This is a genomic window from Megamonas sp. (genome assembly GCF_986095205.1).
Genome location: NZ_CFQVBI010000079.1, coordinates 26,160 through 38,702 on the forward strand (window position 1 = coordinate 26,160; position 12,543 = coordinate 38,702).

The 12,543-nt window shown below is 30.2% G+C and carries 12 protein-coding genes; 6 read left to right on the plus strand and 6 right to left on the minus strand.

Annotated elements, in window-relative coordinates; genetic code table 11:
* The first annotated feature begins 79 nt into the window (after positions 1-79).
* Complete coding sequence (locus AC5LAX_RS11995) at positions 80-724, plus strand: lactate utilization protein (RefSeq protein ID WP_288909648.1); 645 nt, start codon at positions 80-82, stop codon at positions 722-724.
* Positions 725-756: 32 nt separating this feature from the next.
* On the opposite strand, the gene AC5LAX_RS12000 is transcribed toward AC5LAX_RS11995, so the two are convergent.
* From AC5LAX_RS12000 to AC5LAX_RS12010, 3 genes are read right to left on the minus strand one after another with little or no spacing between them, the layout of a single operon-like run.
* Positions 757-1,623 carry a DMT family transporter gene (locus AC5LAX_RS12000; protein ID WP_288909647.1) on the minus strand — a complete coding sequence of 289 codons (867 nt, stop codon included), beginning with the start codon at positions 1,621-1,623 and terminating at the stop codon, positions 757-759.
* Between the two features lie 14 nt (positions 1,624-1,637).
* Complete coding sequence (locus AC5LAX_RS12005) at positions 1,638-2,753, minus strand: relaxase/mobilization nuclease domain-containing protein (protein ID WP_288909646.1); 1,116 nt, start codon at positions 2,751-2,753, stop codon at positions 1,638-1,640.
* Positions 2,705-3,034 (minus strand): plasmid mobilization protein, encoded by a 330-nt coding sequence (locus AC5LAX_RS12010; protein WP_008538096.1) that lies wholly within the window; start codon positions 3,032-3,034, stop codon positions 2,705-2,707. Before AC5LAX_RS12010 ends, AC5LAX_RS12005 begins: the two co-directional genes overlap by 49 nt.
* Before the next feature lie 196 nt (positions 3,035-3,230).
* Here AC5LAX_RS12010 and AC5LAX_RS12015 point away from each other — a divergent pair, with 196 nt between their 5' ends.
* The 4 genes from AC5LAX_RS12015 (at position 3,231) to AC5LAX_RS12030 (ending at position 6,676) form a co-directional block, all read left to right on the plus strand.
* The gene (locus AC5LAX_RS12015; RefSeq protein WP_288909645.1) at positions 3,231-4,148 is read left to right on the plus strand and encodes an NAD(P)/FAD-dependent oxidoreductase; all 918 of its coding nucleotides are present in this window, start codon (positions 3,231-3,233) and stop codon (positions 4,146-4,148) included.
* A gap of 140 nt (positions 4,149-4,288) precedes the next feature.
* A complete protein-coding gene (gene thyX / locus AC5LAX_RS12020) occupies positions 4,289-4,975 on the plus strand; it encodes an FAD-dependent thymidylate synthase (protein ID WP_182321699.1) in 687 nt (228 codons plus the stop codon).
* 32 nt (positions 4,976-5,007) lie between these two features.
* The gene (gene rlmB / locus AC5LAX_RS12025; protein ID WP_115151340.1) at positions 5,008-5,862 is read left to right on the plus strand and encodes a 23S rRNA (guanosine(2251)-2'-O)-methyltransferase RlmB; all 855 of its coding nucleotides are present in this window, start codon (positions 5,008-5,010) and stop codon (positions 5,860-5,862) included.
* A 55-nt stretch (positions 5,863-5,917) separates the two neighbouring features.
* On the plus strand, positions 5,918-6,676 hold the full coding sequence (locus tag AC5LAX_RS12030) for a DeoR/GlpR family DNA-binding transcription regulator (RefSeq protein WP_288909643.1): 759 nt from the start codon (positions 5,918-5,920) through the stop codon (positions 6,674-6,676).
* A 52-nt stretch (positions 6,677-6,728) separates the two neighbouring features.
* Here AC5LAX_RS12030 and AC5LAX_RS12035 read toward each other — a convergent pair whose 3' ends face one another.
* A complete protein-coding gene (locus AC5LAX_RS12035) occupies positions 6,729-8,675 on the minus strand; it encodes an LTA synthase family protein (protein WP_493263858.1) in 1,947 nt (648 codons plus the stop codon).
* Positions 8,676-8,700: 25 nt separating this feature from the next.
* Positions 8,701-9,447, minus strand: a complete 747-nt coding sequence (locus tag AC5LAX_RS12040) for a copper homeostasis protein CutC (protein ID WP_288909640.1) — start codon at positions 9,445-9,447, stop codon at positions 8,701-8,703.
* A 113-nt stretch (positions 9,448-9,560) separates the two neighbouring features.
* On the opposite strand from AC5LAX_RS12040, the gene AC5LAX_RS12045 reads away from it, so the two are divergent.
* The gene (locus AC5LAX_RS12045) at positions 9,561-9,965 is read left to right on the plus strand and encodes a C-GCAxxG-C-C family protein (protein WP_015562380.1); all 405 of its coding nucleotides are present in this window, start codon (positions 9,561-9,563) and stop codon (positions 9,963-9,965) included.
* A gap of 101 nt (positions 9,966-10,066) precedes the next feature.
* Here the strand turns inward: AC5LAX_RS12045 and AC5LAX_RS12050 are convergent.
* The coding region (locus tag AC5LAX_RS12050) for an autotransporter outer membrane beta-barrel domain-containing protein (RefSeq protein ID WP_493263859.1) at positions 10,067-12,543 on the minus strand (2,477 nt) is incomplete at its 5' end.

Sequence of the window (12,543 nt, forward strand, 5' to 3'; positions counted from 1 at the left end):
TCTTCATTATTATATATCCTTGATAAAGAAATTTTATATTATAATATAAGTAAATACTATTTATATTGGAGATGATTTTATGGCTAGAAATTTACCTCAACAATTGCGTTATGACAAATTAGGTCCTAATGTAGTAAAAGCTCTAACTAAACGTCATTTTGAAGCTTATTATTGTAGCACCAAAGAAGAAGCCTTAGCCCAAGCAATTAAACTAATCCCTGAAAAAGATGTTGTTTCATGGGGAGGCTCTATTTCTATTGATGAAATTAATTTATTATCCTATGTAAAAGAACATTATCAAGTAATCGACCGCGATAGTGCCAAATCACCAGAAGAACGACTTGACCTCATGCGCAAAGCTCTACTTTGTGATACTTTCCTTATGAGCGCTAATGCTATCAGTGAAGATGGTCAATTAGTAAATATCGACGGTAACGGCAATCGTGTCGCTGCTATGATTTATGGACCTAAAAACGTAATTATAATTGCCGGTATGAATAAAGTAGTAAAAACTCTAGATGATGCTTATGCTCGTGCTAGAAATATAGCTGCTCCTAGTGTTGTGCAACGTTTTCCTAATGCTAAAACACCATGTAATCAAACTGGTGCTTGTCATGATTGCTTATCTAGTGATAGTTGCTGTGCTTATATAGTTACTACTCGTATTTGTCGTCCAGCAAAAAAAATAAAAGTTATCCTAGTAGGCGAAAATCTAGGCTTATAATAAAAAGCTCTCAGAATATCTGAGAGCTTTCTTCATCTTTGTGATATGACTAAGCCAACAATAGCCAATATCATACCAATTAATTTATATAAAGTTATTGGCTCATTTAATACTAAATAAGCAGTAATTACTGTTACCACTGGACAAGCATATATATATACTGTAGTCTTTACCACACCTAAATACTTTGTAGCGAAATTCCATGTCAAAAAACAAATTGCTGAAGCACCAATTCCTAAATACAACATATTTGCTAAATTTACTGGTTCCAATAAATAAATTAAATCAATATTAAAACCCATAAAAATAACTGGTGGTATCATTAAAATTATGCCATAAAGAAAAATTTCTCTTGTGATAACTATCATATCATAGCCAAATGCGCAAATTTTCTTTAATACTACAGCATAAACAGCCCATAAAACAGCAGCTCCTAAAGCTAAGATATCGCCTTTAGGATTGATATTCAAACTACTTTCTTCTAAGGCAATAAATACTATACCTATCATTGAAATTATAAATCCTACAATAAAAGGCCCTGTTATTGCATGTTTTCGCAATGTAAAACTAGCTAAAATAGCAGCGAAAAAAGGAGCTGTTGATGAAATAATTCCAACATTTGAAGCATATGTATATGTCAATGCAATATTTTCCATCAAATAATATAAAGTAATTCCTGATAATGCTGCCACTACCAAATATAAACGATGTTCTTCATGCCTTAACTTCAAAGGTTCTGGTCTGATTATATATAAAATACTAAGACCGATTACAAATCTTGTTAATAATATCTCAATTGGCGAAAAATCTACTAATAATATTTTAGTGGATATAAATGTTGTTCCCCAACAAATGATTGTAAATAGTGCCAATAAATGACCTTTCATCGCTACTCCCATTAGTAAAGCTCCTTTTACATTAAATTTTGTTCTATATATTTCAAACAATACGCTTTATTTTCTAAAATTTTATAAATAGTATTATCGTATAAATACCTATCATGTTCTTGATTATAAAAAGCTTTACCTGTTTGAGTTTCTTTTATTAACCAACCTTGTTTTTCCATAAATATATAAAACTCTATTTTAGTTTTTATATTTAATTTATTTATATTATCAATTGTTTTTATTAAATTCTCTATCAAATTATAAAATCCTTGTTTTTTTTCGGATAAATATATTTTTTTATCTAAATCATATTGAAGAGTTTTTCCCCATATCATTTCAATATTACTACGTAGAATTTTATCATCATGAAAAGTTTTAGCTAAAGTTTTATCACTAACTTTTCTATTTTCATCAATATAATTAAAGATAAAATCTTTCTTTAAACGTTCATGTTCCAGTTTTATGCCAACTTTTAATAATTTCTGCTCAAAATATTTAAAGTCTTTATTTCTACTCTTATTTAAAATATCTATTATTTTATCATAAACTGTTTTCTGCCACGTTAAATCTCTAAATTGTTCTCTTAAAAAGCTATATTTTTTACGCATATTATATTCATGATTTTTATTTTGAGCAAATATATCTCTTTCAATAACTGATAAATTATATTCTCTGCATAATTCATCAGAACTATATTTTAATTTCTCTAAAGTTTTATTGGCATGTATTTCTATTGTCTTTCCTGTTATAGCATTCACTGAATTGATGATAAAGTGATTATGTATATGTTCTGTGTCTAGGTGTGTACATATACATACTTCAAAACCATCTTGAGCAAAATTTTGCATTGCCCATTTTTTTCCTATTTCATGGGCTTTTTCTGGAGTTATTTCATTTGGCTTAAATGATTGCTGAAAATGTTTATACATTTCACTATTTTTATTATCTACTGCTTTTCGATATAGCTCTTTTGTTGCTATCATTGTATCATATATATTTTTTAGTGAACCCCAACAATTCAACGGAGTTATTAATTTTTTCCCTGTTATTGTGGTTATTTTTTCTTCATTAGCAATATAATTTAGAGCTGATTTTAGACTTGCTTTTGTTTTTCCTGCTTTAACGACTTTAATAATTGCCAAAATTCATCACATCCTTGCTGAATTTCTTGTAGTAGTTTTTCTGTATTTTCATCTTTTGTTTCTATTTTATTAGATAATTCGTTTACTTTATTTCCTAGGTATTTTATTTGCGATATCGTTTGTTCTAGGTTGGGTATTATGTATATTGGGTTGTTGTTTATGCTGTCTATTATTAGCTGAGTTTTTGATATTTGTGTTTGTTCTAATTTTTGTTTTATTAATTCATTTTGTTCTGGGGTTAATCTTATATTTAATTGTAGGCGAGGAGATTTTTTTTTCATTTTTTATTCCTTTCTTTTGTCTAGACTTTTGCTAAGCTTGCTTCATTTCTTATATATCTTCCTTTTACTATATATTATGATTCTTTTTTCTGCAATATTTTTGTAGACATTTTGTTGTTTTTTATATTATAATTTAGTTAATGGATAATAATTATTATTTTATAAGAAATATTGATTTTGTATTGTAGGTGATTTTATGTTAGATACTGTTATTATTGGCAGTGGTCCTGCTGGTCTTGCTGCTGCTATATATGCTTCTCGTGCGGCTTTGAATTATGTTGTTTTGGAAAAGGCTGGTTATAGTGGTGGTCAGATTGTTACTACTAATGATTTAGATAATTATCCTGGTATGCCTAATATTGATGGGGCTTCTTTTTCTATGGCACTTCAAGAACATGCTGAAAAATTAGGTGCTGAAATTAAAGAAGCAACTGTAACTGCTATTAAACAAAATGAGGATAATTCATATACTGTAGAAATCGAAGGTCAAGAACCTATTTTGACTAAATCTGTCGTTTTGGCTACTGGTGCTAATCCTCGCACTTTGAATGTTCCTGGAGAACAACAATATTTAAGCCGTGGTGTTTATTATTGTGCTACTTGTGATGGTGCTTTTTATCGCAATAAAACAACTGCTGTTATCGGTGGCGGAAATACTGCTCTTGAAGATGTTTTATTCCTTGCCAAAATCTGTGAAAAAGTTTATTTAATCCATCGTCGTGATGAATTACGTGGAGATAAACATTCCCAAGAGAAAATTTTTGCTATGCCAAATGTGGAATTTGTAAAATCTGCTTTGCCAAAATCTATCAAAGGGGATAAAAAAGTTTCTGCTATTGAAATTGAATATAAAAAGACTGGCGAAATTGCAGATATTCCTGTAGATGGAATTTTCGTGGCAGTGGGCATGATACCTAATAATCAATTAGTACCTGATTTTGTCAATACTGATGATGCTGGTTATGTCATTGCTGATGAAACAGGTAAAACAAATGCCAAAGGATTTTTTGTTGCTGGTGATTTACGTACAAAAGATTTACGTCAAGTTTTAACTGCTGCTTCTGATGGTGCCAATGCTATTAAATCTGTAACAGATTATTTAAACGAAATTTAATTCTATACTCAAAGAGCAATACTAATTGTTAAATGTAAATTATTAGTATTGCTCTTTTTTACTGCACTTTACTTGTGAAAAGTTTTAAAACTAGTTATAATTAATTTACTTAATTTATATTAGGAGAGTGCTTTACTTTGATTAAAGTTAAACTTATGAAATATACTGCTGACCCAGAGCGTACTGTAGCTATGGCAGCTCGTCTTTGTTATTCTCCTGCTGGTGCAGAAGAATTATCCGAAAAAATGACTGATGAACAAGTTACTAAACTTGTGGAAAAAATTATCAGCATGGGTCATGCTTCCACTATGGAACATGTTACTTTTACATTTGCTATTGAAGGTATTTCTCGCGTACTCACTCATCAATTAGTGCGCCATCGTATTGCTTCTTATTCTCAACAATCTCAGCGTTATGTAAGTGAACATGATTTTGAATATATTTTACCGCCATCAATCGCTGAAAATGATGAAGCTAAGGCAAAATTTGAAAATCTAATGCATACAATTCGCCAAACTTATGATGAATTAGTAGCTATGGATGTTCCTAAAGAAGATGCTCGTTATGTTTTAGCTAATGCTACAGAAACAAAAGTTTTAGCAACATTTAATGCTCGTTCACTTCTCAATTTTTTCTCTCTTCGTTGCTGTAATCGCGCTCAATGGGAAATTCGTCAAATGGCATATTTAATGCTTGCTGAAGTTAAAAAAGTAGCTCCACTTTTATTCAAAAATGCAGGTGCAACTTGTGTTCGCACTGGTCGTTGCCCTGAAGGTGCTATGACTTGTGGTAAATTTAAAGAAATGCTTAAATTACGTGAAGAATAATTTATAAAATATTAATAAAAAAGGAGATTATTATGCGTCCAACAAAAAATAAACCTAAAAAAGATAAAAAAAATAAATTTGTAGTAAGTCCTCGTCCAAAGAAAAAAATAAATGATATAAAACAAATTAAACCTAAAAAAGTAGAAATCAGTGAAGATATCTTACTTGGTCGCAATGCTGTTCGCGAAGCTTTAAAAAGTGGTCGTTCTATCAATCGCATCTTGATCGCAGATAGCGCACATGGTGGTTCTATGCCTGAAATCATGACACTTGCTAGAGAACGCCGTATCATTGTACAAAATGTAAATACTGAAAAACTTGACCAAATCTGTGGCGGTCAACGTCATCAAGGTATTGCAGCTTATGCAGCTCCTGTTGATTATGTAGAACTTGATGATATTTTAAATCTTGCTAAAGAACGCAATGAAGATCCATTCATCATCTTATTAGATGAATTAGAAGACCCTCATAATCTCGGTGCAATCTTACGTACTGCTGACGCTGTTGGCGCTCACGGTATTTTAATTCCTAAACATCGCAGTTGCCCATTATCTTCTATCGTAGCTAAAACTTCTGCTGGAGCTTTAGAATATGTTCCTGTAGCTCGCATTGGTAATGTCGTACAAACTTTAGAAGAATTAAAACAAAAAGGTCTTTGGGTAGCTGGAGCAGATATGGACGGTACAGAAAATTATTATGATGCCAATATGACAGGCCCTCTAGTTTTAGTTATCGGCAGTGAAGGTCGTGGTGTTAGCCGTCTTACAAAAAATGCTTGCGATTTCATCGTCAAAATCCCAATGCGTGGCAAAGTAAACTCTTTAAATGCTTCCAATGCTGCTGCTATCTTAGCTTATGAAGTCTTAAAACAACGTACTTTAAAATAATTTATTTATATTTATTTGAGCAAAATCTTATTTTATCTTAAGTGGTGATTATTTCATGCTTTATAATGAACGTGTAGAATTAATCTTGCAACAAGTACAATTACAAGCTATTGTAAAAATCAATGATTTAAAAGATTTATTAAATGTTTCTGTTGATACTGTTCGCCGTGATTTAAAAACTATGGAACAAAGTGGTCTAATAAAATGTATACGTGGCGGTGCTTGTTTACCTGATTCATTGCCGTCTTTATCCAACTTTACCGGTAGGGAAGTTCTTAATATAAAATTAAAACGAGAAGCTGCCAAAAAAGCATTAGCTTATATTAAACCTAATGCTATCATTGCTTTAAACTCCGGAACAACTAATACCATATTAGCCCAAGAATTAGTTTTTAAAAAAAATAATATCACTGTCATTACTAATAATTTAGCAGCCATTAATATTTTAATTCAAAATCCAGCAATAAAAATTGTTTCTATTGGCGGAATTATTGATTCTCAAGAAAAATCAACTTATGGTACTACTTGCGAACAAGAATTTAGTCAATATTTTCCTGATATTGCCTTTTTATCCATTAATGCTATAAATTATAAAGATGGCTTCACCGATTTTCGCATGTCCGAAATAGGTATTATTAAATTATTATCTCAACGTTCAGAAAAAGTAATTGCCATAATGGATTCTAGTAAGATTGGCAAACGTTCAAAACAAAAAGTATTAAATTTAGATAATGTTGATTTATTATTAACAGATGATAATATCTCACCAATATTAAAAGAAAAATATAAAAATAAAGGTCTTCTCATTGAATAAAAATAGCCATTTTCCTTATCTCTCATTTAGAAATTTGGAAAATGGCTATTTTTTATGGAATCAAATTACCTTTTATGCTTCTCCACCATGAAATTGTTCTATATGCTTCCAAAGTTTTTTCTACTTCTACTGGTTCATTTCCATCTAATTTACCTATATCTACCGTATTAAGCCAAACACTATCATTAAAGCCTACATTTGCTCCTCTTGTTAATGATTTACCTAAACTATAGTATTCAAAACCTTGTGGCGCTATCAATTCAAATATAGTTGCCCCAATATTAATATGACCGCCAGCTATTTCATCTGATAATATATTTTTCGTAATACCATCACCATAAATGACACATGGCACAGTATATCTATTAAATAATGTTGGTTTTGCTTCTATATTTGTTCTATCAGCATGATCGCCAGTAATCACAAATAGATTTTCTTTAGGATATGCTATTTCAATATCTTCAACAAAATTGCCAATTACTTTATCTGTATACCAATAATGACCTAATTTATTCAGTAAATCTTCATTATTTTGCACATCTACAGGTAATTTAGCTCGTACTTCTTCTTTTGGAAAACCTGCTTTTACTAAATCTACACTATAAGGTGCATGATTTGATACAGATAAAATCACATATACTGTAGGTTCATCATTTTGAGCTACTTCTTGCTTTAACTTATCAAAAATAAATTCGTCATCACAGCCCCATACATTACCTGATGGATATTGATAATCTGATGCACAATGGAATTCATCAAAGCCTTGTGCCAAAGCAAAATCTTTTATTCTTTCCCAACCACTAAAACCAGCATACCAAAACTGTGTTTTATATCCTAATTTTTTTATCTGTGGTGCAAAAGATGTTGCATATACCTGCTTATATGACTCATATTGATGATTAGGATATATATTTACATCAGATAAACCACAAATAATAGCATTTACTGCCATAGGTGTAAATGCACCATTAGGCATGAAATTATGTGTATATGTCGCATTATCTTTTTGCATAATAGCTCGCACATTTTCGCCTAATTGCAGATTTGCATATTCATCTAATAATGGCCATTGAGCAAAACTTTCACCGATTATAATAAATATATGCTGTTTCTTATCAATTATATTACCATGAGCTTGATATACTAAATTACTATCAATTTGACTTAAGTCTTGTTTTTGCAGACGATAAGCATCACTATTTTTCGCTAAAAACTCTAAATTCTGAGCAATATTTTCTTTATGCACGCCATAAATCACGCCATTATCAATGCGTTTTTTAATAGAATATCCTCGATAGATAGCCTGCACATCATCTAAAATTATCTCATTAAAAAAAGTATCTTTTGTTTTTGCACAGTTTTCCCAATGAATAGATTTTGCATAGGAAAAACTAGCTCCAAAACGTACAAATAAAGCAAAAATTAAAGTAAATACTATCACTGATATTTTAAATACAAGATTTTTTTCAAATTTAAAAGATTTTTTTATCCACTGCCAAGCAAGATACTTTTTCAAGATATATACGACTATAGCTGTAAATAAAATAATGATTACTGTACCTTCCAATAAATGATACTGCTCTATCATTGTATAAAATAAAGCTTTTACATCATCATTTACAGCATTAAATACCATTTCATTAAAATTAGTATGAAATTCCCTATAATAAAAATATTTTGCTACAAATAAAAAATTCAATATAAATAAAAATACTGCTGATAGTCCTAATCTTAATTTATCTAAATGCTTATTTATCAACCAACCTACTAAAGTAACAAAAATAAATGTAAATAGCATAAGTATGCCTGCTGTTTTTAAACTAATTCTTGCCCCATAATAGATAGTTAATAGAATATCATTTAAATTTATATCACCAGCATAACTTTTCATCGTTATCAATGAAATTACACGCAATAAATTTAAATATAACCAAACAAAAATAAATAATTTGAAATCTCTTTTTAAATTATAATAAAAACTCTCCCATTTTAACTGCAAAATCATTCTCCTAACTTATAAAAAATTATTCATTAACAGCTTTAATTAAATTTCTCACTAAATTTTCATCTACATAATCATAACAAGCTTTATTTTCACCTTGAGCAAATGCATAATTCACAAAATCACCAAAAGTTGTTTTATCTTCTTTCCATGCCCTACAAGATGAATGTATCTGCTTTACTTTTGTATATTCTATTAAATCTTTTGCATTATCTTTATTAATACCACTACCTGCTAAAATCTCTATTTTTGCTCCTACTGTTTCTTGTAGACTTCTAATCAGTTCTTTGCCTTCTATAGCTGTTGCTTTTAGTCCACTGGTTAATACTCTATCTACGTTTAATTTTATTAATTCATTTATCGCTGTTTTTTCATCTTTTACACAATCAAAGGCTCTATGAAATACTGCTGTCTTCTCATAGGAATGTACTATATTTACCATTTTTTGTGTACATTCTAAATCAATTGTTCTATCTTCAGTTAAAAAGCCAAAAGCTAATCCATCAGCACCACGCTCTAATAAAGCTTTTGCTTCGGCAAAAATCTGCTTTTTTTCTAAATCACTATAGCAAAAACCAGCTCCTCTTGGTCTTACCATACAAATAATTTCTAAATCTGTATTTCTTTTAATTAATTCTAAAGTAGCTATACTTGGCGTAAGTCCACCTAAATACAAAGCTGAATTTAATTCTATTCTCTTTGCTCCACCTCTATAAGCATTTATAGCATCTTCATAACTGCCACAACAAATTTCAATTATTCTATCCATTTTACGACCTCACTTCATTTTATATGCCTATTATATACTATTTTGCTAGTATTTAAAAATATATGTTATAATATAACATTATATATCTTTAATAAAGGAGAAAAAATCATATTATGTTAAAAGACATAGCAGAAAAATATTACATACAAGGTTATAATTGTGCAGAAAGTCTTATTCGTGCAGGTAATGAATATTATAATTTAAATCTTGATGAAAATGCTCTAAAAATGACAGGCGCTTTTGGTGGTGGTTTCCATGTTGGTGATGTATGTGGAGCTTTAAGTGGTTCAGCATGTGTTATCTCAAGTAAATATATTGAAACAAGAGCTCATGAAACTACTCACTTAAAGCCTATAATGTTAAACTTAGTTAGAGCATTTCAAAATCATTTTTCTTCAAGACTTTGCTGTCAAATTAAAGCAAAACATTATTCTCAAGAAGTACATTGTTTAAATACAGTAAAAGCTACAGCTGAAATTCTTGAACAAGTTTTAACCGAATACGAAAAAAGTCATTAATTATTAATTTATAAAAAAGCACTATTGTTATTATCCCTAAAAATCTTTAGATAATACAATAGTGCTTTTTATAATTTATTACTTAAATATATTAATTTAAATTAAAATGCCCAACGAATACCTCCATTTACTTGCCAATCTTTATTAATATCGCCACCAAATCCACGTGTTACATCACCATAGAAAGTAACATCTTCGGACAATTTAATATTACCACCAATGCCTAATTCAAACCATGTATCACTATAGTCAACATCTCTAGATAAAAATTCATTACTTCCTCCAGCTTGACTATTGAGTGTTAGATTTCGTGTTCCTGCAAATTCATGATACATATCAGCTTTTAAATAAATATCATTTCCATTTTCAGCTTGTTTGCCTACTGTAAAACCTAAACGAGTAATAACACTATTTAATCCATCAACACTTCCTGTTGCACCACGATTTGTAGTATAGTCAAAACTTGCTAATCTACCAATAGTTAATTGTGCTTGTGGTTCAATATAAAAATTATTATCATAGTTATAACGTTTACCGTATTCAGCACTTAAACTATATGCATTATGTTTATAATTTGTACTATCTGCATAATCTCCATAAGAATTTAATTCTGTATCAAATTGACCTATACGTGCTGTTAAATTTGTATATGCATCATCATCATTATTCCATACTGCATATACACTAAGTGCAGTTAATTTATCATTGCTACCACCATTTACATATTTACTTTTACCATTACCATAATCAATAGCTACACCGTAAATAGATTTTGCATCAGCTTGTTTATCATATCCTAATTGGAATAAATTATAATCACTGTCAAAAGCACTATTATTAAAGCTACCATCAAGATATCTAGCCCATAATCCCATATCATTTACATTACTATTATGCAACTCACCTAAACGAGAACGCATACTATCATTTGTGTTTCTCCACATTGCATAAGCATTATCTGTAGCATCTAATAAAACTCTAGTATCATTATTTATATTTTTTTCTACACTAGTTAAAAGCCATTCATTTTTATCCAATCCATATTTATCACCACGAACAATAGATGGATCATACTCATATAATCCGCCAGCATTGTATTTTTCACCTTTAAATTCTAAATTACCACTCTTATCTACTACTAAAACTTGATATTTACCTGGCTCTATTTTAGAGAAATTCTCTCCACTAGCATCTTTTACTTGTATATAATGTGTACCTTTTTCAGCTTCATTAATTATAATTTTATCATTATTTTGTGTCGCCTCATTCTTCAAGCCTGCTAATGTTTTATCCTCATCATTTTTATCAAATGTCATACCATTTTCTAAATCCGTATCTAAAATAAAATGAGCATTTGAACCTTTCATCTTTTCAATATTTAAAGTTTCATAAGATGCATTATTTATTGTATTAACCACTCTTAATTTATTAGATGCTTCTTGTGCTAATACAATATTCCCACCATTAGCTGTAAATGTACCAGTTAATTCATATACTCCACCTGTATTAGCAAATGATAATGTTCCTGAATTAATTGTAGTATCTTGTACAGTAGCACCTTCATTTACATACAATAAACCACCATTGATAACAGTGTCTTTAGAAATACCACCTTTTTGTACTATTTGCATTCCCGCATTCAAGTTCTTTATTGTTCCTGTAGCATCTTGACCTACAATTTGTACTGCATCTTCAGTCATTTCTTCTTCAATAACAGCTGTTTTATCTCCTTCTAAACTCATTTCAGTATCCAGTGTACCTACATTAATAGTTCCACCTTCACCAACTTCAACATTTTCGTCATATTTATCGGTTTGACCTGTTGCTCCCTGTCCAATAACAAGTTTACCATTTTCGCCGAAATTCTCTACTTGAATGGTTTGTCCCTCTGTCAAAGTAATACTTGTATTTAACTGACCAATAATACCTGTACCACCTTTTTCAACAACTTGTGTATTTACACTATCTTGATTTATTTTATCGATATGACCAATACCATTAGCTTGTACAATTTGTTGTCCACCAGATTGTACATTAGAAACATATCCAATTGCTCCACTGCCTACAATCTGTGTTCCTCCTGATAATACAGTATTTACTTTTCCTGTTTGTCCAGAAGTCAATGTATACTTAGTATCTAAAGTTTCAATAATACCTGTACCACCAGCTTGAATAATTTGATTTTCTGTATATTTTTCAACTTTACCAGTACCACCAGATTTTATAATCTGTTTACCACCTACAATATTTTTTATAGTTCCTATACCACCATCTTCAATAATTTGTTCTCCACCATTAAAATTATCAATTGCACCAATTCCCCATACTATCTGAGAACCACCATTTACTGTATTTATATTACCTGTAGTATTAGCTAGTATTTGTTGTTGTCCATCAGTCATTGTATTAATGCTTGCATTTCCTGATGAAATTTTTTGTGTTCCACCACTCATATTTTCTATTGTTGCATTGCCACCATCAACATATTGAGTGCCATCTTGCATATCTTTTATGCTTCCTGTCCCATTTACTATTTGGGAACCACCATTCATTTGCTCTATTGTTCCTGTCGCATCTG